General features: G+C 61.2%; 21 protein-coding genes. All 21 read right to left on the bottom strand.

What is annotated here, in order from left to right; genetic code table 11:
• Positions 1-106 precede the first annotated feature (106 nt).
• Positions 107-562, bottom strand: a complete 456-nt coding sequence (gene rsfS / locus I1969_RS06945) for a ribosome silencing factor (protein WP_195234128.1) — start codon at positions 560-562, stop codon at positions 107-109.
• Positions 563-589: 27 nt separating this feature from the next.
• Positions 590-1,123 (bottom strand): bis(5'-nucleosyl)-tetraphosphatase (symmetrical) YqeK, encoded by a 534-nt coding sequence (yqeK, locus tag I1969_RS06940; protein WP_195234132.1) that lies wholly within the window; start codon positions 1,121-1,123, stop codon positions 590-592.
• A gap of 87 nt (positions 1,124-1,210) precedes the next feature.
• Complete coding sequence (nadD, locus tag I1969_RS06935) at positions 1,211-1,888, bottom strand: nicotinate-nucleotide adenylyltransferase (protein WP_195234120.1); 678 nt, start codon at positions 1,886-1,888, stop codon at positions 1,211-1,213.
• Between the two features lie 3 nt (positions 1,889-1,891).
• Complete coding sequence (gene obgE, locus I1969_RS06930; protein ID WP_195234118.1) at positions 1,892-3,358, bottom strand: GTPase ObgE; 1,467 nt, start codon at positions 3,356-3,358, stop codon at positions 1,892-1,894.
• 85 nt (positions 3,359-3,443) lie between these two features.
• Complete coding sequence (gene rpmA, locus I1969_RS06925; RefSeq protein ID WP_006236075.1) at positions 3,444-3,701, bottom strand: 50S ribosomal protein L27; 258 nt, start codon at positions 3,699-3,701, stop codon at positions 3,444-3,446.
• A 33-nt stretch (positions 3,702-3,734) separates the two neighbouring features.
• Entirely contained in the window at positions 3,735-4,109 is a 375-nt protein-coding gene (rplU, locus tag I1969_RS06920) for a 50S ribosomal protein L21 (RefSeq protein ID WP_035138585.1), read from the bottom strand.
• Positions 4,110-4,176: 67 nt separating this feature from the next.
• Positions 4,177-4,989 carry a TIGR03936 family radical SAM-associated protein gene (locus I1969_RS06915; protein ID WP_195234116.1) on the bottom strand — a complete coding sequence of 271 codons (813 nt, stop codon included), beginning with the start codon at positions 4,987-4,989 and terminating at the stop codon, positions 4,177-4,179.
• Positions 4,986-6,863, bottom strand: a complete 1,878-nt coding sequence (locus tag I1969_RS06910; RefSeq protein ID WP_195234114.1) for a TIGR03960 family B12-binding radical SAM protein — start codon at positions 6,861-6,863, stop codon at positions 4,986-4,988. The genes I1969_RS06915 and I1969_RS06910 overlap by 4 nt, the downstream gene beginning before the upstream one ends.
• 10 nt (positions 6,864-6,873) lie before the next feature.
• Positions 6,874-7,803 (bottom strand): YcjF family protein, encoded by a 930-nt coding sequence (locus I1969_RS06905; protein WP_195234112.1) that lies wholly within the window; start codon positions 7,801-7,803, stop codon positions 6,874-6,876.
• 18 nt (positions 7,804-7,821) lie between these two features.
• Positions 7,822-9,048: an FtsW/RodA/SpoVE family cell cycle protein gene (locus I1969_RS06900; protein ID WP_022094759.1), complete on the bottom strand. Its 1,227-nt coding sequence runs from the start codon at positions 9,046-9,048 to the stop codon at positions 7,822-7,824.
• 9 nt (positions 9,049-9,057) lie between these two features.
• Positions 9,058-11,127: a penicillin-binding protein 2 gene (gene mrdA / locus I1969_RS06895; RefSeq protein WP_195234110.1), complete on the bottom strand. Its 2,070-nt coding sequence runs from the start codon at positions 11,125-11,127 to the stop codon at positions 9,058-9,060.
• A gap of 13 nt (positions 11,128-11,140) precedes the next feature.
• The gene (locus I1969_RS06890; protein ID WP_022094761.1) at positions 11,141-11,707 is read right to left on the bottom strand and encodes a rod shape-determining protein MreD; all 567 of its coding nucleotides are present in this window, start codon (positions 11,705-11,707) and stop codon (positions 11,141-11,143) included.
• Between the two features lie 11 nt (positions 11,708-11,718).
• The gene (mreC, locus tag I1969_RS06885) at positions 11,719-12,660 is read right to left on the bottom strand and encodes a rod shape-determining protein MreC (RefSeq protein WP_082421788.1); all 942 of its coding nucleotides are present in this window, start codon (positions 12,658-12,660) and stop codon (positions 11,719-11,721) included.
• A 78-nt stretch (positions 12,661-12,738) separates the two neighbouring features.
• Positions 12,739-13,770, bottom strand: a complete 1,032-nt coding sequence (gene mreB / locus I1969_RS06880; protein WP_006236061.1) for a rod shape-determining protein — start codon at positions 13,768-13,770, stop codon at positions 12,739-12,741.
• A 127-nt stretch (positions 13,771-13,897) separates the two neighbouring features.
• Positions 13,898-15,202: a tetratricopeptide repeat protein gene (locus tag I1969_RS06875; protein ID WP_229028310.1), complete on the bottom strand. Its 1,305-nt coding sequence runs from the start codon at positions 15,200-15,202 to the stop codon at positions 13,898-13,900.
• 11 nt (positions 15,203-15,213) lie between these two features.
• Positions 15,214-15,756 carry a peptidylprolyl isomerase gene (locus tag I1969_RS06870; protein ID WP_195234108.1) on the bottom strand — a complete coding sequence of 181 codons (543 nt, stop codon included), beginning with the start codon at positions 15,754-15,756 and terminating at the stop codon, positions 15,214-15,216.
• Positions 15,757-15,864: 108 nt separating this feature from the next.
• Positions 15,865-17,007 (bottom strand): zinc ribbon domain-containing protein, encoded by a 1,143-nt coding sequence (locus tag I1969_RS06865; RefSeq protein WP_195234106.1) that lies wholly within the window; start codon positions 17,005-17,007, stop codon positions 15,865-15,867.
• Between the two features lie 103 nt (positions 17,008-17,110).
• Complete coding sequence (locus tag I1969_RS06860; RefSeq protein WP_195234104.1) at positions 17,111-19,834, bottom strand: HAD-IC family P-type ATPase; 2,724 nt, start codon at positions 19,832-19,834, stop codon at positions 17,111-17,113.
• 304 nt (positions 19,835-20,138) lie between these two features.
• A complete protein-coding gene (locus I1969_RS06855) occupies positions 20,139-21,203 on the bottom strand; it encodes a peptidoglycan recognition protein family protein (RefSeq protein ID WP_161160242.1) in 1,065 nt (354 codons plus the stop codon).
• Position 21,204: 1 nt separating this feature from the next.
• Positions 21,205-21,510 (bottom strand): hypothetical protein, encoded by a 306-nt coding sequence (locus I1969_RS06850; protein ID WP_195234103.1) that lies wholly within the window; start codon positions 21,508-21,510, stop codon positions 21,205-21,207.
• Positions 21,511-21,520: 10 nt separating this feature from the next.
• Positions 21,521-21,934: a hypothetical protein gene (locus I1969_RS06845; protein WP_161160240.1), complete on the bottom strand. Its 414-nt coding sequence runs from the start codon at positions 21,932-21,934 to the stop codon at positions 21,521-21,523.
• Positions 21,935-21,940 lie beyond the last annotated feature (6 nt).

Raw genomic sequence — 21,940 nt, 5'->3', positions numbered from 1 at the left:
CCCATCATCGCGGTCTACGGGGTCAAAGATATGGCACCGTGGGGACACATGTATGTCAATCCTGGTCTAACAGAGCCTTATTTTATCCCCGTCCCAGAAAAATCATTTAGAGGAGGTTGAGGGGGAGCTGGGGGGCGTCTCCCCAGAGTTTCTCGAGGCGGTAGAAGTCGCGCGCTTCGGGAGTGAAGACGTGGACGACAACCGAACCATAGTCCATGAGCATCCAGGTCTTCTGCTCGCGGCCCTCGATGGAGAACGGATGCTCGCCGCAAGCCTCGGCGACCTTCTCCTCGATCTCGTCGACAATTGAATCAACCTGGCGGTTGTTGGTACCGGTGGCAAGCACAAAGTAGTCGCATACGTCGGAAAGCTCGGTCAGGTCGAGCACCTGAACGTCCTCGCCCTTCTTGTCGTAGGCGGCCTGCGCGGCGGCGCGGGCGACATCCTCGGCGGCGACACCGCTCGCGGACAGCGAGGCGGCAGTGCGGTCGGACGTGGCGACGAAGCTCTTGTGCTCCACACCTTCAAGAATCTGCTCGTCGGTCATGGTCTCGTCGTCCATGGAATACCTCTTTCTAGACAGCCCGAGCTAGCGCAGCTGGGCGTAATGGTTGTAAATCGTAATAGCTGTGGGATAAAGATAGCGCCCAGACTGGATCACATAGACCAAACCCTGCGCAAAACAGGAGAAGAACAACTCATCGAGCGTCGACTCCCCCACCATCTTGCGCAGCGCATGCGCATAGTCGCCGTGGCGGTTGGGCTCGATGGCATCGGCCACAAAGACCACCGTATCGAGCGGCGTCATGTCGCAGGCACCCACGGTGTGACGGTCGACAGCCTGGAAAACGGCCGGCGACAACTCGGGGAAAAGCTGCGGAAGCTCATAGGCGGCAACAGGACCATGCAAAAGCGGCGTCGCGGCGGAAGGAGAGCCGGCAATCTTAATGCCGTAATGCAGAGCGCGCGTAACCAGCTCGTCGTCGGAGAGCACTTTGTCCCAGTCGTGGATCAGACCGGCAGCAGCGGCATCAAAGCGGTCAACGCCGTAGACCTCCGCCAGATGAAGTGCGGTCTCGGCAACACCCAGCGAATGCACATAGCGCTTGCGCTTATCCTTCATGCGAACATCGAGCAGCTCTTGAATGCGCTTGAGCAGCGCGCGCTCATCGCCCTCAAACTGATCCTCTACCGACAACGTAGACCCCCATCACTCAAAATCTTCTTGGCCCAAATCGGCATATAGCCTGCGTTTGCGAATGTAGCCGAGCACGGACTCGCTCGTAAGATAGCGCACGCTCATGCCGCGGGCAACTCGCTTACGAATGTTAGTCGAGCTGATCGCCAGCGCCGGAATCTGAATATAGCGCACGTCGAACGGCAGCCCCGACTCTTTGATTCGGGCACGCGCCGTATCGATATCAAAACCCGGTCGCGTCGCCGCAATAAAGGTAGCAAGCTCAGCGATTCGTTCGGCATCATGCCAGGTCACAATATCGATAATCGCGTCGGCGCCCGTAATAAAGTAGAGCTTTACCTGCGGCGGGTAAAAGTCGCGAAGGGCATGAAGCGTATCGGCCGTATAGGTTACGCCCGGGCGGTCGATCTCGAACCGGCTCGCCAAAAAGGCCGGGTTCGCGGCGGTGGCGAGGACCGTCATGGCATAACGGTCCTCGGCAGGCGTCACCGGCTTGTCAAGCTTAAAGGCAGGAGAGCCCGCCGGCATAAAGAGCACAGCGTCCAAGTCGAGGGACTCACGCGCCTGCTCAGCGGTCACCAGGTGCCCGTAATGGATGGGATCAAAGGTGCCACCCATAATGCCAAGCCGAAACTCATGCCCATCCTTGATGGGCAGCTCGGGCAATCCGATTCCACCTCGCAGCGACATGGCCTACTCGCCCTCCGGGGTCTCAACAACGTCGACTTCGGTAGTGCCTTCGGAGCCCTCGGTGGCATCAGCCACGTCCGCACCCTCGGCCGCTACGTCAATAACCTCAACGTCTGCATCCTCGAGCTCGTCCTCGTACTCCGAGAAGTCCTCGGCGCCCTCAAAGTCAAAGGCGCGCTGGCAAATGCGGACCTCGTCACCCGCACGGCAACCGGCCTTCTCGAGCGCGTCGTCAACACCCATACGCGCAAACTTATGCTGCAGGTAAATGACGGCTTCCTCATTTTCCCAGTCGGTCTGAATGACCATGCGCTCGATGGCGCGACCGACCACGCGGAAGGCACCGGGCTCTTCCTGGACAATGCGGAAACGCTTCTCACGCTGCAGGCGACGGCGCTCCCACTCATCGTCGCGCAGAACGACCGGCTCATCGGAGACAGCCAACTCGGCGCGCAGCTTAGCCACCTGCTCGCCCACGGCAAGCATCAGCGTGTTGAGGCCGGCGCCCGTAACAGCAGACACGGCAAAGAACATATGGCCATCGTCGAGCGCCGCACGCTTAAGGTCGGCAATCTTGTCAGCCGTGCCCGGCGCATCGCACTTGTTAGCGACGACGATCTGCGGACGCTCCGAAAGCTCGGCGCCATACTGCTCGAGCTCGCGGTTGATGATGCGATAGTCCTCGACCGGATCGCGATCCTCAAAACCACCCGTCATGTCGACGACATGCATGATTAGGGCCGTACGCTCAATGTGGCGCAGGAACTGGTGACCCAGGCCACGGCCCTCGCTCGCGCCCTCGATGAGACCGGGGACGTCGGCAACGACGTAAGAATATTCGCCGGCACGCACCATGCCGAGGTTCGGCACGAGCGTGGTAAACGGGTAGTCAGCGATCTTGGGGCGGGCGGCACTCATGCGCGCAATGAGCGATGACTTACCCACCGAGGGAAAGCCCACGAGCGCGGCATCAGCCATAAGCTTCATCTCGAGCTCGATCCAGTGCTCCTCGGCCGGCTCGCCCAGCTGAGCGAACGCGGGCGCGCGGCGCACCGACGTCACAAAGTGCGTGTTGCCCAGGCCGCCGGCACCGCCGGGCGCCACGACAACGCGCTCGCCATCGTGAACGAGGTCGGCAATCTCGAACATCGGGGTCTGCGTCTCGGGGTCGAGCTCGCGCACCACGGTACCCATAGGGACCTTGAGAATCAGGTCCTCGCCGCTCTTACCGTTACGACGGGCACCCTGCCCGTGCGTGCCGCGCTCGGCGCGGAAGTGATGCTTAAAGCGGTAATCGATCAGCGAAGACAGCTGAGCATCGGCCTGGATGACGACATTGCCGCCACGACCGCCGTCGCCGCCATCGGGGCCGCCCTTGGGGACAAATGCCTCGCGCCTAAACGACATGCATCCGGCTCCGCCGTCGCCGCCGCACACGTTAATGCGGCTGATATCGGTGAACTGTGACAACAGAATCGCCTCCTACAAAAAAGAGGGAGACCCTTGAATCCTAAAACTCAAGTGCCTCCCACATATGTGCTCTATGAAGGGTGAATTACGCGTTCGCGAGCGGGCGTACGCTGACCCTGTGCTTGATACCCTTGTGGAACTCAACGGTACCGTCGACCAGCGCGAACAGCGTGTCGTCCTTACCACGGCCAACGTTCTCACCCGGGTGGATGTGCGTGCCGTGCTGACGGACGAGAATCGTGCCCGTGGTTACCGTCTGGCCGGCATAGCGCTTCGTGCCAAGGCGCTGACCGCGGGAGTCACGGCCATTACGGGAGGAACCGAGTCCTTTTTTGTGTGCCATTGTGTATACCTACTCTTTCGTTACGAGTGTAATCTACTCGGCGACGGGAGCCTCGGCAACAGCCTCGGCCTCTGCCTTGACAGCCTTCTTGGCGCGGGACGTAGCCTGGACCTTCACGATCTTCAGCTTGGTGAGCTGCTGACGGTGACCCTTCAGACGACGATAGCGCTTGCGCTTGTGGAACTTGAAGACCAGCTGCTTCTCGCCCTTGAACTGCTCAACGATCTGAGCGGTAACCTTGGCCTTGGCCAGCTTGTCGGGATCGGTGACGATCTTCTTACCATCGTTGAGGAAGATAACCGGCAGGGTGACCTTGTCGCCCTCATTGCCCTCGATCTTCTCGACGGTGATGACATCGTCGGTGGCGACCTTGTACTGCTTGCCGCCCGTGTTAACGATTGCGTACATGTTTACTTGCCCTTCATGCATCAGTTAGTGCAACAGCCGAATATAGTAGCAGGCGAAAATACCCCCGTCAACGAGTATGTGGAGCAAATCCACAAGTTCGCACAGGTATGGGGCTGACGAGTCGGCCCTCGTCGTCCTCGCATGCTTGATTCTGACGCTCGACATCGTAGGAGCAGATGGTCACGAGGTCTTGCATACCGGTGGAAACAATAGGTGCATCCACGCCCGGGGTCAAGCCCTGCAACAAAACATCAGCAGCGGAAAGCAAAATTTCCGGACGCATGGAGCCCTCGTTGTCGGCATGGGTGTCGAGCATGAGCACCAAATGGTCCGGGCGCTCCCCCGCCGTGAGCTCATAGCCCACGAGCGTGTGATCCAAATCCAAGCGCTTGCTCTTTTTTCCGCGCGCGTAGTCGATGCCATGGTCCGCGCGCAGCGTGTCGAGCGCACGACGCACCTCGTCGGCGCTTACGGGCGCCTCGGGATCCAAGTGCAGGTCGATGCGATACGACAGGCGCGTGAGCTGTGCCGTCAACGCCGGCGTGCGCACGTCGATGTACGCCGCCTCGATGGGCGCCAGATCGGCCGGAGACGCCGCAGCCAGGCGCCCAAACGCCTCGTCGAGCGCCACGAACTCGGTCATAAACAGGTCATACCACTCGCAGGTCGACGACGTACCCACCGGCAGCGCCGAAGAGAAGCCCACGCGCATGTGCGGGGAGAAGCCCTGCGTGACGGCATAGGGAAGTCCCGCACGGCGCACGATGCGCTCAATGGTATGGATTACTTCGAGATGGCCCAGGTACTTAAGGCGATCGCGCTTGCCATAGCGAACACGAAGTCTAAAGAGCGAGGGGTTGTCGGTCAGGCGCTCACTCATGCGCGATCACCCATCAATACATTCTTGGCGTGGAGCGTGGGGCAGATCCCGCAGCCGGTGCACGACGTGCGGGTGCAGTCGGGAGTCGTGACGCCCTCGAGCGAGCGACGGTACTCGCGCTTGAGGAAGCCGCGCGTGCAGCCGGGGCTCACGTGCTCCCACGGCAGGCGCCAGTCCAACTCGTAGGGCAGGTGCACGAGCTCATTGAGGTCGATGCCGTTTTTGGCAGCAGCCTCCTTCCAGTTATCGAGCGAGAAATGCTCTACCCAGGCGTCAAAGCGAGAGCCCGAGCGCCAAGCGTCGATGATGACGGGCGTCATGTCACGACCGGCGCGGGACAGCGCGGCCTCGATGAGCGAGGTCTCGGCATCGTGGTAATGCACGCGGACGGCACGGTTGCGAACGCTCGTGATAAGCAGCTTCTGGCGACGCTTGACGTCGTCGTAGTCGAGCTGCGGGCACCACTGGAACGGCGTGGCAGCCTTGGGGATAAAGACCGAAACCGAGATCGACACCGAGATCGAGCCGCGACGAGCCTTGGGCACCACGGAACGACCGAGTTCCAGCACGTGATCGGCCAGATTGGCGATGGCCACGATATCCTCGTCGCGCTCGCCGGGAAGACCCATCATAAAGTAGAGCTTCATGCGGTTCCAACCGGCCTCGAAGGCCGCCTTGGCCGCACGGTCCAGGTCCTCCTCGGTAACGTTCTTGTTAATGATGTCGCGCATGCGCTGGCTGCCGGCCTCGGGCGCGAACGTCAGGCCGCCCTTCTTTTCGCCGGCGACCGATTCGGCCATATCCACGCCAAACGAATCCAGACGCTGCGACGGAATAGACACGCGAATACCCGTATCCTCCAGGCGATGGTTGAGCCTGCCGAGCACGTCGCGAATGCAGGAGTGGTCGGTCGTGGAGAGCGAGGTCAGCGACACCTCGTCATAGCCGGTCTTTTCCAGACCCTGAATCACCGACGAGACGATCTGGTCGGCCGAGCGCTCGCGCACCGGGCGATACGTCATGCCGGCCTGGCAAAAACGACAGCCGCGGGCGCAGCCGCGCAGGATCTCGATAGACAGGCGGTCGTGGACCAGCTGCGCATAGGGCACGCACGACTGCGACAGCGGATTCGTGGCGCCGAAATCCTCGACGACGCGCTTGTAGACCACGGTCGGCGCATCCTTGCCCTCACGCGGCACGGTGTAGCCATGCGGCGAGCAGGGCTCGTCGTGACGAACCTCATAGAGCGACGGCACGTAGTTGCCGGCAATGGATGCAAGCTGCTCGACAATCTGCGCGCGCGGGACCCCTTCGTCACGCAGGCGGCGATGCAGCTGGCAGGTCTCGAGCAGCGATTCCTCGCCCTCACCGATGAGGATGGCATCGAAGAAGGCCGCGTACGGCTCGGGGTTGTACACCGAGGGGCCGCCGGCGATGATGATGGGGTCGTCTTCGCCTCGGTCGGCCGCCAACAGTGGAATGCCAGCGAGGTCGAGTGCCTCGAGGAAGTTCGTCACCGCCATCTCGTGCGGCACATGCAGACCGACGATATCAAACGAAGCGACCGGCGCTGCACCCTCGAGCGAGAGCAGCGGAATGCCCGCCTCGCGCATGGCGTCACCCATATCGGGCCACGGCACATAGCCACGCTCGCAGGAGATGCCCTCGGCCTGGTTAAGGATGTTGTAGAGGATGGCGATGCCCTGGTTGGGCAGACCAACCTCGTACACATCCGGGTAGATCAGGCAGCAACGGTAGTCGGCATCGGCCTTGGAAAGCGTGCCCCACTCGTGATCGATATAGCGGCTCGGCTTCTCGACCTTGGCGAGCAACGGCTCAATTAAATGAAAACAATCTTGGTACGGAACGCGCAACGGAAAACCCCTAAGCAGCGAGATCTGATGCGTCCTGATAGGACGCCATAGGACGGGTAGCGCCCGCGACCGTGGTCACCAGATCGCGAACGCGGGAGAACGTGGCAGTGACCACCTCGTTGGCACGGCTGTAGTCGACATCGCGCTCGTAAAGCGAAACGAGCGCACGGCCCATGCCGTAGGTGCCCGCGGCAGCAGTGAGCGCCTTGACGGCAAACCCAATATGCGGCGTCTGCTTCACCAATGCGCGGGTGACGGCGCGAATCACCAGACCGCCGACGAGCACGCCCGCGACCTCATAGCCGCGCTCGGGCTTTATGCCGCGCCCAAAGACAGCCGCGAGCTCAAAGAGCATGCCCACCTGCGCCAGGGCCATAACGGGATAATCGGCACCCGGCAAAAACACCAGCGCACCGGTCGCCATATTGGTGAGCGCGCACGAGGTGATGATACGATTGGCTGCCGCGATGCGCATAAAGGCAAAGTTCGCCGCAAAAGCCGTTTCCTTGTCGGTGCGATCGAGAATCCAGCGGGCAAGCGTCTCGAGCAGATACGTCTTATCGGTTGCCGCCACCACGCCGAGCATGGGCGTGGACTCCTCGATAAACGGCACCTCCACAGCAGACTCGGCAAGCACGCACACGGGCGCGCCGGCGATCACGAGCTCCTGCACGGCACTCTCCAAGCGGTCGGAACCACACGAGAGCACCAGCACCACATCGGTATCGGTCTTTGGAGCAATTCGCTCCTCCCCCAGACGCTCGACGCGCACAATGCCCGAGGTCGTCTGCGGCACAAAGGCGTCTCGCACCGTCTCGGCCAGAAAGCGCGAGGCGGACGAATCCAGATAAACCGAGACGCGCACCGGCGTATCGGAATCCTTCTTAACGGACGCGCCCATCTTAAAAGCGCGGGTCAGCTTATCTACGGGAATTTTCATAGCAAACCCCTCCAGCGGTTACGCGGCGCCCGAACGATGCCGCCATATGGATTGTACGATACCCACCGTCAGCAGCTGAATCATCATCGAAGACGAACCGAAGCTAATAAACGGTAGTGGAATACCGGTAATCGGCATCATGCCGATGCACATGCCGATGTTTTCGAAGGTCTGGAACGCCCACATGCCAACGATGCCCACACACGAAAGACGCAAAAACAGCGACTCACACTTAAAGGCGACGCGAATCGTCGAAAAGATCAGCAGCACGTAGAGGCACAGGAGCAAAAAGGAACCGCAAAAACCAAAGGTCTCAGACAGGAAGGCGAAGACGAAGTCGGTGTGGAACTCAGGCAGAAAGCCGCCGGCCGACTGCGTCGCATGCCCCAGGCCCTTACCAAAGAAACCGCCCGAGCCGACCGCGATCAACGACTGCTGCAGATTGTACGCATCGTCCGAATCGGCATTATCGGGGTCGATAAAGACCGTCAGACGGTTCATCTGATACTGCTTGATGAGCACATCGTGGCCGAGCAACGAATCAAAGACCGAATCGAGCGCCAGGACGAGGGCCACCAGGCCCACAAGCAGGGCCAGGGTCGACAGCACCCATTCGCGACGTGCACCGCTCATACAGATGACGATAGCGCCAGAAACCAGCACGACCAGGCCCGATCCCAGGTCGCCCATGGCAACGACGGCCAAAAACGGAATGGAAAGCATGCCGCAGAGCTTGACATAGTCGCGAACGGTATCGATGCGACCGTTATACTGCGAACCAAGCGTAGCAATAAAGAAGATGGTGATGAGCTTGGCAAGCTCAACCGGCTGGAACGTCAAGCCGATACCGGGAATCTTGATCCAGCCCGTCATGCCCAGACCGCCCGTATAGGACAGACCCGGAATCTTGGGCGAGAAGATCACGATCAGGTCGATGACGAGCAACGCCGTCGAGAAATTGGAAATACCGCGCAGGTCGGTACGCCAGACCAGCACCGCCAGCACCGCCCCGATGCCAATTCCCAGAAGATGGCGTGAAAACGATGCATCGGCCTTAAACTGCGAAGCCGACCAGATAATGATGGCACCGTAGGCGACGAGCGCCACAGTAGCCACGAGCACACCGATATGCACCTTTTGGCGAAACGTGCCGCGCGAGGCCGAAAGTTGCTTGTTGACGCGGTCCAGGCTGCTGCGAGAGCCGGTCTTGGTTGAACGGAACAGATCCGCCGGAGAAAAATCCATCGCAACCTCCTATCGAACCGAAGAATCGCCCGAGGCCGAAGAGGTATCGGGCTCGTCATAAATCACGCCGAGCACGTCGCGCACGACATGCATCGCGGTATCTGAGCCACCGCCGCCCTGCTCCAGGACGGTAGCGATGACATACTTGGGATCATCGGCCGGTGCATAGGCGCAGAACCACGCGTATTCGTCCTCGCCACTTTTCTCGCCCGTGCCCGACTTGCCGTATACCTGCGGCGTCAGGGTGCCAAAGTGCGCCGCCAGGGACGTCGATGCCGTGTAAATCACGTCGTGCATGCCGTTGCGAACAAGAGCCAAATCCGAATCGCTGTTGATCTTGGCCTCCAGGCGCTTCTTCTTGCCCTTGCCGTTGTACTTATAGGCATCGCCGTCGCCATCGCGCGACACGGCAGACAAAAACACGTGAGGCACGTATTGTTTGCCGCCGTTGGCAAGACCCATATAGGCACACGCCATCTGCAGGGGCGTCACCAGGATGTCGCCCTGGCCGATAGCAATGTTGGTCATATCGCCGGCATTCCACTTGCGGTCCTCGGCAGAGGCGTCGGTGAAGTATGACTCTTTCCACTCGGCATCGGGAATACGACCCGCGCCCTCACTCGGCAGATCGATACCGCAGGTCTTGCCTAGGCCCCAGCGACGAAAGACCTCCTGCAGGCCCTCGGGATGTTGCTCGTCATAAAAGAACGCCTTACCCATGTCGTAGAAGACGGGGTCGCACGAGTTGGCGATACCCGACTGCAGCGTCATGGTGCCGTGGCCAGACGTCAGCCAGCAGCGCTTGCCCCAAGCCTTGCCCAGACCCGTCCAATAACCCGTGCAGTTGGTTGTCTGCGTTGAAGTGTAGGTTCCAAACTCAAGACCGGCCAGTGCCGAGAGCGGCTTGATGGTCGAGGCCGACATGTACTGTCCGCTAATGGCGCGGTTGAGCAGCGGGTGCGAACCCTTGTCATCATTGAGCTCGGTCCACACGTCATTTGAGACGCCGCCGATAAAGACGGACGGATCGAACTTGGGCTGGCTCGCCATGCCCAGGATCTCGCCATTGTTGGGATCGAGACACACCACAGCGCCGTTGCCGGCATTGCTGTAGCCAGTGGTCTTGGCAAGCTCGATAGCGCTCGCCAGCGCCGTCTCACAGGCCTGTTGGATCTTAAGGTCGAGCGTGAGCTTAATGTCGGAGCCGGCCTTCGCGGGCACGGCGCCGGCCTGACCGGTCACATTGCCCGAGGCATCGACCTTGACGGTCTGCTCACCACGAATACCCTGCAGCAGGTTTTCGTAGTAGCTCTCAACACCCGCCTGGCCCACGATATCGCCCGACTGGTACGTAATCTTGCCAGCAGAAGCATTATCATCGCCAGAGGTTTTCTTATTCTGGGCCTCGAGCTGCTCGGAGGTAATGGTGCCGGTATAGCCCAAGATATGGCATGCCGTCTCACCGTATGGATACTGGCGCTCGGTACGCTCGGCAATCTTGACGCCCGGGAACTCGCCGGCGTGTTCCTTGATATAGGCAACCGTGGAGCGACGGACGTCCGTCGCGATGGTATGCAGGCTCTGAGCGCCCTCTGTATTGTCCTGAATATTGCGAAGGACCGCCACATAAGGCATTCCAAGCACGTTGGCAAGATGGCGAACCAGAACCTCATCCTCGGCAAGGTCGCGGTAGGCCACGACAGCAAGTGAGGGACGGTTCTGGACAAGCGCCACGCCATTGCGGTCGAGGATGCGGCCGCGTACAGCGGGAGTGGTAACGGTGCGAGTCTGATTGCTATTAGCCTGCTTCTCGTAATAGTCCGACGAGACCATCTGCATGCCCCACAGCTTGACGGCGAGCGCCGCAAACATCGCGCCCACACCCGTGGTGAGGATGGAAAAGCGGCCCTTAAAGGCGGTCGCCGCGGTATTGCCCTCGCCCTCGGTGGCGCGTGGGGCCGTTCCATGCTGCGTATCGTAGGTAAAACGGGAATCGCCACGACGCATGATGACCAGCGCGACCACGATGGCCACAACCAGCACGATACCAGCGATAATAACCGTCAACTGGGAAGACATCTACGGGCCTCCCCTATTTGAGCTTGCGGGTCTTGGGCTTAAAGCGCATACCCGTCTGGCGTCCGCCACGTGCGGAGAATCCATAGCCGGACTGCGGCACGACGCCGGACATCAAAAACGGAATGGCAACCAGACCCGTCAGGATCGAGGACGGCAGCGCATGGCCGAAGATCGCCACGACAAAGCTCGTCTCCAAACCCATAAACAGCAAGATGATGCTGTAAATCACATTAATGACGAGCGCAAAGGCGCCCACAGTGACGCCGCGCGCACTCGGGGTACCGCCCGTCTGACCGACGGCGCTGTGCACCAGGGCAAAAGAACCCACGGTCAGCAGGAGCGACATAACGCCCACCGGCACGGCAGCGGACAGGTCATAGAACAAGCCGCTGCAAAAACCGCACACGACGGCACGGGTCGGGTCGCCCGAGAACACGCTTAGGCACACCAGGATAATCATGAAGTTGACGCGACCGCCCGCAATGGAGATCTGCGGTGCCAGGCCTGCCTGCAGCAGCACGCACACGATGGCGGCGATTACAAACGTGCGGGAGCTCATCCCCTGCTCGTGTAGATCCATGGACATGCCCCCTATTCGCTCGAGCCGGAATCGGTCGTCTCGGACGTGTCGGAACTGTCATCCGAGCTCTCGTCCTTCGTCTTGGTCGCAGCATCGCGCGACGTTCCCTGCGGCGTGCTGTTGGCCGTGCTCACGTCCTCATCCGAGGCCGACTGTTCGTCGGTCAGCGAGGTGATGACCAGCACTTCCTCGTTGTTCTCGGCCGTGGTCTGGGCGCGCACCACAATGGTGTAGTACACGTCGTTTGCCGATTTCTCGACCGACGAGACGGTGCCGAGCGGTAGACCCTTGGGGAACACACCGCCAATGCCCGAGGTCACGATGATGTCGCCAACCTTAACATCGGAGTCGACGCTCACGTACTCAAGACGCAGCGTGCCGTCAGCCTGACCCTGCAGCATGCCCTGGGCGCGCGTGTCCTGTACCATGGCGGACACACCCGAGTTCTCGTCGCCAATAAGGCGCACGGTAGAGGTCTTGGCCGATACCTCGATAATCTGACCGATAACACCGGCAGAACTCGTCACGGGCATGTTGATGGTAAGGCCGTCGGCAGAGCCCTTGTCGATGGTTACGGTCGAGGTCCAGGCATCGCCCGAGGCACCAACGATACGAGCAGCGGTCGATTTGAGGTTGTAGGTCGACTGCAGGCCGACCAGCCCCTCCAGACGCTCGGCGGTCTTTTGAGCCTCGGAGAGCTCAGCAACCTTAGAGGTCAGCTCCTCGTTTTGCTTCTTAAGCTCGTCAAGCGTGTCCTGCGACGCCGTAAGGTTAGAGAACACGTTGCCGATCGCATTGAAGGGGGCCGCCACAGCCGAGCCCACAAAGCGCACCGGCGAGGTAATCGTCGTCACGCCCGAACGCACGGCATGAATCGGTCCTGCCTCGCCCTCGCGGATGTAAAACGTGAGCAGCAACACCGAAATCAGGCTGAAAACAATCAACGGGCGCATACCCGTTGATTGTCGCTTGGTATTCAGATTTGTGGAGAAACCCGAAGATCGTGCCAAATGGAATCCACCTTTTGGAAATTAAGCATTGGTCTGGACGAAGCCGCCATCAAACGCATTGGCCTCGAGCACGCGGGCACAGCCGTTAACGACGTTATCGAGCGCCGTGGGGCTGACGTTGACCGAAACACCGGTCTCATCGCGCAGGCGCACGTCGAGACCGCGCAGCAGTGCGCCGCCACCAGTCAGCAAAATACCGTAGTACATAAGGTCCGAGGCAAGATCGGGAGGCGTAGCGTCGAGTGCGTCCTTGACGGCCTTGGCCATCTCGTCGAGCGGCTTGTTGAGCGCGCGACGAATCTCCTCGCTCTCGATGCGCACGGTCTTGGGCAGACCGGTGATCACGTCGCGGCCGTTGACCTCGACGTCGAGCTCGTCCTTGAGCGGCACGGCGGAGCCGACCTTGATCTTGATGTCCTCTGCCGTACGCTCGCCGATGGCCAAGTTGTAGGCATCACGAACGTGCGTGAGGATGGCCTGATCGAACTCGTCGCCGGCAATACGGATGGACTGCGAGACGACGATGCCACCCATAGCGATAACGGCAACCTCGGTGGTACCGCCACCGATGTCGATGACCATGGAGCCGGTGGGTTCCTCGACGGGCAGATCGGCGCCGATAGCGGCAGCCATGGGCTCCTCGATCAGGTAGGCCTGGCGAGCGCCAGCCTGGATCGTGGCCTCAAAGACAGCACGCTTCTCGACCGACGTGACGCCGGAGGGAACGCAGACGACAACGCGCGGACGCGGGGTCCACGGATAGCGCTTCTCGGACGCCTTGTCGATAAAATAGCGAAGCATAGCCTCGGTAACATCGAAGTCGGCGATGACGCCGTCCTTCAGGGGACGAACGGCCACGATGTTGCCGGGCGTACGGCCGAGCATGCGCTTTGCCTCGATACCGACCGCCAGGATGCGCTCGTCGTTCTTATCGATGGCGACGACAGAGGGCTCGCGAATGACGATGCCCTTGCCGCGCACGGAGACAAGCGTATTTGCGGTGCCGAGGTCGATGGCAAGATCGCCCGCATAGCTACCGAAGAACATATCCATCAAAGAAAACAACGCAACTCCTGATGTGTTGGATGATTGCTGGAAAACTACTAGCTCATGATACTAGCGCAAGCCCGGCACCTCACTTGCGGTGAAGCGCCGGGCAAAGCTAAATCCCATAAGGTCACTACTGGTTGTCAGCAGCCGAGAAATCCATATCGAGCGAGGAAACGGCCCAGCCGATATGATTGTCGGAGCGCACGAATTTGACGGTGTACTCCTGCTCGCCGCCCTTGGACAGCGAAGCCTTGACCTTGGCGGTCGTCTCGGTCATGGACTGATCCATGCCCTCGACGGACACGGTGGCGCCCTGCGGAATCGAGGAGATGATCATCGACTTGGCGTCCTCGGACAGGCTCGAGGCCAGGCAAGACTCGGCCTTTGCGCTGTCACCGTCGCCAGCAGCCTGGAACAGATCGGTGATAACCGACTCCTGCGAGGGGAAGCCAAAGCCGCGCGTGTAGGCAAAGCCCAGACCGCCCGCAGCAATCAAAATGAGCAGAAGCAGCACGATGAAGACTTTGAGACCCGTGTGGCGATGACGACGACGGACCTTGGCCTGCTTACGATCCTGACGGTCCTGCTGAACCATCTCGGACTCGGACAGCGTGAAGAAGCCGGTGTCCGAGGGGTCGGGCATAAACTGACCGGTTGCACCCGTAGGATCAAGCGGATCGACGGCGGGAGCGTCCATCGCGGGCGCCGGAGCCGTAGCCATGGCCGTCTGGGCAGAAAGCGCGGCCAGCGAATCATGCACGCGGGCAAGTTCGTCGGCCTGCTCGGGCGTGAGCTGGTAGATGCCGTCGGCGGTAGCAGCGTTAAAGGCATCGAGCGCATCGGAGGGACGACCGGCGGCAGAAAGCGCCTGGCCCATGCCGGCATTGAGCGCACGCGTATCGTCACGCGGACCAGCAAAGTCGATAGCCGTGCGATAGGTCTCCACGGCATCTGCCGGGCGACCGAGCTTGATAAAGCAACGGCCGAGCTCGCCCAGAGCGGCGGCGGGAGCCGGATTGGCACCGTCGATAGCGGCCTGACGGAAGGCAGTGCCGGCGTTGGCATAATCGCCCGCCTGGAACAATGCGTTGCCCAAGCCCAGATAGGCCTTGAACGGTGTGGCATAGGAGGCGTCCTGTGTTGCAGCGGAAAACGCCTGGGCGGCCGTGGTGTAGTCGCCCACCGCCGCGAGCGCCTTACCGCGGTTGGTGAGCAGCGCGCCGCGCTTGCCATAGGTGCCGTCGTTGAGGGCGGCAGCGTAGGCCTCGGCGGCCTCGGCATACATGCCCAGGTGCATCAGGGCGTTACCGCGAAGATGGTCGGCCTCGCCCATAATCTCATCGGGAGTCTTTGCCGCCCCAAGCATCTGGGCTGCAGCGGAAAAATCACCCGCGCGATAAGCGGCGCGGCCCTGTTGGATCAGCTGGCTATTCAAGGAAGTCCCCTTTACTCGTGAACGATCTCGACGTGGACGATCTCGTCGCCGGCACGCAGCTGCGAAATCACATCGAGACCCTCGACCGTGGTACCAAAGACGGTGTAACCGGAATCGAGGTTATGCTGGGCGCCCAGGCAGAAGTAGAACTGCGAACCCGCGGAGTCGGGATCCATGGAGCGCGCCATGGCGAGCGCGCCGTCAACATGGCTGTTGCGCGGATTGGTAGCAAACTCGCCCTTGATGCAGTAGCCGGGGCCACCGGTACCGGGCATGCCGTCGGGGCCTTCAAGGCCGGCAGCAACATCGGCGCCGGACATATCACGGGTATTGGGGTCGCCGCCCTGGATAACAAAGCCGGGCACATAGCGATGGAACTTAAGGCCGTCGTAGAAGCCCATCGTAGAAAGCTCGCAGAAGTTCGCGACATGAATGGGAGCGCCCTCGCCGTCAAACTTGACCTTGATGGTACCCTTCGACGTCTCGATTACGGCGTACTCGTCGCCGGCAAGCTGATACTCGGGCGTGTAGAGCTCTTTCTTAAAACCAAACATGTGGTTCCTTCCTCGTGCGTTTAAAGCATATTTGTACGAATTGTAGCAATAAGCACAGGCTTCCATCAATTGCGCACGTAGGTAATACCGTCCAGGGCGAACTAATTTCTATGAACGCTGTTGCGGCTTCCAAGCGCCCACGTTGGCATCGTACTGGTTAAGGGCGCTGCTTCCGCCCTGCGCTATGGGTGCCAAGATCTCGCTTTGATGCGAACTCATCGACTCGCCATCGGGAATGGCAAGCGAGATATCCCAACTCTGGCAGATCACGTCGACGCGCTCGTACATCCACTCGGCAAGCTGCTTTAAGTGGGCGATGTCATCCGCATAGACCGTATCGTCCTGGTACTTAAGGTTGTTGAGCTCGTCTTGCGTCTTTTTAATCTGGTCGCGCAGCGCATAGGCACTCTGCGAGAGTTCCTGGCGCGTGGAGAGCGGAGAGCGGAGATAGCCGTTGTTGAACGAATCGATGACCTCGCCGATCTGGTCCTCGTCACCGTAGGACACGATGGTCTGATACAGGCCATCGAGCCTGGTATAGAGCTGGTCATCGGTGAGCACGGTTTCTTCCTGGACCACTTCGGCAGGATCGTCCTGTTTGGCGTCGTCCTCGGTCGCCTCGCCCTTTTGACGCGTGGGGAAGGTGGTCTGCGCAGCCTGTCCAAACTGGTCATAGAAACCGGGCATAACACCCATGGGGTCGGCCGTCACAAACCAATAGGCGCCACCGCACACGACGGCAAGAACCGCGATGACGATGAGCGGCTTGGGGATATGACGCTTGTGCTTGTGATAGGCGTCCTCGTCGGGGTGCACCTTGCGCTTGGGTTTTTGAGCATCGTCATGCAGGGAAACGGGCGTGGAAATATCGACCTTGGGGATACCGAAATCCTTATCGAAAGCCGGCAGCACGCAGGTCTCGTTAGGATCAGCGGCATCCGAAAGCACCGCAGCGGCAGAGGCCGGCGCATGCGGCACCTCGGTATCGATCTGCTCTTGCGTTAGGCGCGGAAAGCCCGCCGTGCGGCCCGCTGCCAGGTCGGATGCGGCCGCGTCCTCGGAGAGGATACCCGGAGCGGGGCGTCCGCATTTGGGGCACGTACGATCATGCGGAGAAAGACGGGCACCGCAGCCCTCACAGAACACGAACTCGGTGTGCTCGGGACCATCGCCCGGACCCACATAGGCGTTGCAGTAGGGGCAGAACGAGGCGCCGTCCTCGATAGTCTTAAGGCAATGCGGGCAGATCACGGCATCCTCTTTTCGAAGCAATTCAAACAATCGAGGTTAGAGCATAACATCGCCACGGCCCCACAGGAACAAGGCACCAATTCAACATCGCCAGGGCGCGTAGCTACTTCTTCTTTTTGCTTGGCATCGAGACTTTGATGCCTTGGGCGGACTTGGTCACACGAGAGCGCTTAGCTCCGGTACTCTTCTTTTTCTTGGGCTGGGCCTGGCCCACGCCCTCGAGTGCGCGGGCCTCGGCCTCGCGAGCGGTGCGATCTTCGCGGCGCTGCGCCATGTCGGCGGCGACGCGCTTGGCAAAACGCTCGGCCGTCGAACCCGTCGAGCTCACCTTGCCGCCACCGCGACCCAGGCGGACGTGCACACCGCGGCCAAAACCAGTTGCGACATGACGACGACGCGGCTTGAGCGAATCCATCATCGTGGCGAGCTTAAAGAACACCGAGCAGGTAAAGACCACGATGACAGCCAAGATAACCATCTGGCCCATCGACAGGTTGGCAATAGACAGCAGCCCCGGGAATCCGATAACGCCCACCAGGATGCCGGCGACTACAAACACAAAGAGCACCACACGTAAGGGCGTGAGAGGCTGCGAGATGCGCCAGATCAGGCTGACGCTCGCCGCGCACGACGTAAGCAGACACATCGTAGACAGCGTGAGCTGGCTAAAGCCAAACACGCGCGCCACAAAGATATCGAGCGCCGCAGCCAGAATGACCGCAATCGACGCCGGCAGTGCACGCTTGAGTACATTCGTCAAAAACGCACCCTTCACGCGAGCATTGTTGGGCTCCAGGCCCAACACAAAGCCCGGCGCGCCGATGCAAAAGAAGTTGATGAGTGTCATCTGGATGGGCTCGAAGGGGTACGGCGGCAGCGCAATGCACAGCGCCGCCAGGCCCATCGAGAACAGCGTCTTGGTCAGGAACAGCGAGGCCGAACGCTGCAGGTTGTTGATGGAGCGACGGCCCTCGGCCACCACGGCGGGCATCGAGGCAAAGTCGTTGTCGACGAGTACGATCTCGGCCACATTACGCGCGGCATCGGAGCCGGCCGCCATGGCGACGGAGCAGTCGGCTTCCTTGAGCGCCAGCACATCGTTGACGCCGTCGCCCGTCATGGCCACGGTGTGCTCGCGGCGCTTGAGCGCCTGCACGAGCTCGCGCTTCTGCTGCGGGGTCACACGACCAAAGACATGGTAGCGGTCCACTGCGGCATCGAGCTTGGCCGGCGTATCGAGCGTCGTGGCGTCCACATAAGCGTCCGCCCCCGGCACGCCCACCACGCGCGCGATCGACGACACCGTACGCGGGTCGTCGCCACTGATCACGTTGAGGGTCACGCCCTGCTCGTTGAAGTAGCCGATGGTCTCGGCCGCCGAGGTACGAATCTCGTCGCGGATGGTCACAAAGCCCACGGGCTCGGCCTCGCCCACCATATCGCCATCGGGCGTAAAGCCGTCCACGCGCGCCACAACGAGCACGCGGCAGGTATCGGCAAGCTCGGCGACACGGTTCTCGACCTGCGAAAACACATGATCAGAGAGCACAAACTGCGCCGCACCCATCACATAGGAGCCCTGCGAAAACGACGCGCCGCTCCATTTTTTGGAGGACGAGAACGGAATGACCGACAGCGGCTCAGACACCTCGACCGGGCGATCGGCGTAATAGTTGAGAAGCGCCTGGCAGGTCTCGTTGGCATCGGCCGAAGTCGCACGCGCGACGTTAGCCAGCGCAAAATCGAGTACCGTGGTATCGACGGGAACGACCGCCTCGTCCGAGCCGGCGCCTAGGCTCACGCCCTCAACCGGCAGCGGATACGTGCCCTCGACCTCCATGCGGCCCGACGTGATGGTGCCCGTCTTGTCCAGGCACAGCACGTCGACGCGAGCGATCGTCTCGATGCAGTAGAGCTGCTGTGCCAGCACCTTGCGGCGAGCCAGGCGCACCGTGGCGATGGCGAGCACCGACGAGGTCAGCAGCACCAGGCCTTGCGGGATCATGCCCAGCAGGGCGCCCACCGTGGACAGCAGCGCCGACGAAGGCACATGACCAGCCAACAACTCGGAGAAGCACCACGAAAGCGCGCTATCGCCCGGGGTTCCCGCGGCATCCCACAGCTCGCTCACACTTGAGGCAAACAACGCCAAACCGAGCGGGATCATGATGATGCTCGCAAAGCGCACGATGGCGTTAAGCGCGTTCATGATCTCGGAATTGACCTTTTTGACGTACTTGGCCTCGTTATTAATTTTAGCCACGTAGTTGTCGGCGCCGACATGAATCACGCGGGCGCGCAGCAGGCCCGAGTCGATAAAGCTGCCGCTCATGAGCTCGGAACCAGGCTGTTTCTTAATAAGGTCGCTCTCGCCCGTCAGCAGGCTCTCGTTCACGAGTGCCTCGCCCGAGACCACCACGGCGTCAGCGGGAATCTGGTCGCCGCGCCCCAGGCGAATGATATCGTCGAGCACGATCTGGTCCAGGTCGAGCTCCACCTCGACGCCGTCGCGCACCGCGATGTCCTTCTTGGAGGTCAGCAGCGTGAGCTTATCGACCATCTTCTTGGAACGCATGGACTGAATGACGCCAATAGCGGTATTGAGGAACACCACGAACAGGAACGTCAGATTCTTAAACGAACCGGTCAAAATGACCAGGAACGCCAAGATCACGTTGATCAAATTGAACAGCGTGCAGAGGTTCTCGATGATGAGCTCTTTGACCGACTTGGTCTTAAGTTCCATGTTGCGGTTGATCTTACCGGCGGCGATGCGCTCCTCGACCTCGGCGGTCGAGAGTCCGCGCTCGATATCCGTTACTGCCATACCACGTCCCATCACGTCGCGTCGGTATAAGAAAAACCGCCCGGACCATGCGAGGTTCGGACGGTCTTACGTTCGATGGTGCCCCGTCTGCCTAGATTCTAGAACCGAGATCTGCGCCGTTGGGACCGTCGTGCTGCTCAGGATACCACGGGCGGCGTAGCAACACCTTTTCTCGAGAAAAAACCCGCCCGGGATAACCCGAGCGGGCCGCGGCTAGCGCCCGTTGATGCTCACGAGGCACAGGCCGATTGTCGCCACGGTGCCGCCGAAGAGCGCGCCGAGGACGAAAGCCAGCGCGATCATGCTAGTACGGGTTGCCGTCGGTGACGCAGACTTGGAGTCGGTCGAGCGGCTCGCCGTAGAAACCGGCGTAGTCGTCGCCGCCGTAGGTGGAGCCGTCGTCGCACACGGTGTCGAGCCATCCGGCGCGCGCGGTGGTCTGCGAGCGATACCACGCCTGCTTGTACTCCTCGCCGCCCGGGGTCACGTAGTACATGCGTACACCGTCGATGGTGTGGCCGGCGATGCCGGCGCAACCGTTCACGGTATCGTTGCGGTCGCCCTTGGAAACATAGTCAAGCCAGCCGTCCTCGATGGTGTGGACCTGATACTTGAGCGTGCCGCGATCGACTCGGGCGCAAAGGAGGTCGTGCTGTCGGCACGGGTAGCCCGCGAAGCCGTTGTCCCCGGCGCCGAAGTCGGTCACCTCGTCCAGCCAGCCGCCGCCCTTGAGGTGGAGGGAGTAGTGGACGGGGATGCGCTTGCCAGATGCCTTCGTGAAGCCGCCGGATGCCGCCTGAGAGGGCTTTGCCGCGGCAGGCTTAGCGGCGGTGGAGGGGGCGGGTGCCTTGCCGCCCTTCATCGCGTCATACCACGCCTGAGCGCGCTGCATGTAATGGTCGCGCTGGGAGCCCGCAAGCTCGCCGGGGCAGGCCGTGGCGCTCCAGTAGCGGTGCGGGAACACGTTCTTGCACCACTCGGGGCGACCGAGGCCGTAGTACAGGCACAGGGCCGCGACAAGGTGAGCGCCGCTCTCGATTGCCTTCTCGTGGACGGTCCACGGGTTGCTGCCGCTGTTGGCGTGCTCAATCGAGATGGTCGTGTCGTTACCGCGTCCGGTGCCGATCCCGTCGCCGCAGGCGTAGGCGCGGTCGGTGTCGTTGACGTGCTGCACGATGTGGCCGTTGCGGTCGACCGAGTAGTGGGCAGAACAGCCGTTGGCACCCCAGATGCCGTTGCACTGGCCGGCGTTGAGGTCGCCGGCCATGTGGTGGATGGTCACGCCCTTGATGCCGAACGGGCGGCCTGCGGAGAAGTTGCGCCCCAGAAGCTTGTACTCGTCCGGCTGGACGTTCGCGAAGTCTGCCATGTTAGTCCTCCTTGATGTCGCCGAGCGCCAGCAGGGCGTCCAGCCATTTTTCCGTGATGCCGACCGATTTGAAGGCCGCGTAGGCCACCTGCACGCCGCCGACAGCGGCGAAGATGGACGTGACCCACGCCGAGGGTTCGGTCGGGACGCCGCCCGACATGGCCGTGAGGGCGCCGCATCCCGCCGAGACGGCGATGGCCGTCCAGCGGGCGACGTTGCCCGTCATCGCCTTCGTCTTGATGGCCTGCACGATGTACGGCACGACCAGGACCGTGCACACCGTGAGGCCCGCCTGGATCTCATTCATTCGATTGCTCCTATCTGTCGGATTCCTTGCTGTAGATAAGGTCGACGCGGTCGCAGATGTGGTCGACCTTCTCGGCCATCCCCTGGCTCCTCGCCTGGCTGTGCGCCAAGTCCGCGTGCAAGACCTCGTTGGACGCCACGACGGACTCCATGAGCGTCTTCATCGCCTCCATGAGGCTGTTGCTGCGCTCCATCTGCGCGGCGATGCGGCCCTCCATCTGCGAGCGCTCGCGGTCCCGCTGCGCGCGCTCGTCGACTTCGGCCTGCTTGCGCTCCTCGCGCTTGAGGTCGAGCTCGCCCTTCCGCTGGTTTTGGCGTTTGTACTCCTCAAGAAATTGTTTCCCGAAGTAGAACGCAACGAGCGTCAGGAGCACGCCGCCAAGCCAAGCCGGTCCGTAAGGCGCAAAAAGCTTGAGCACTTCCATCCTGGG

The organism is Collinsella aerofaciens (genome assembly GCF_015548375.1).
GTDB classification, from domain to species: Bacteria; Actinomycetota; Coriobacteriia; order Coriobacteriales; family Coriobacteriaceae; genus Collinsella; species Collinsella aerofaciens_AB.
The sequence above is the reverse complement of the archived record's forward strand: the minus strand, read 5'-3'. Positions and strand labels throughout refer to the sequence as shown.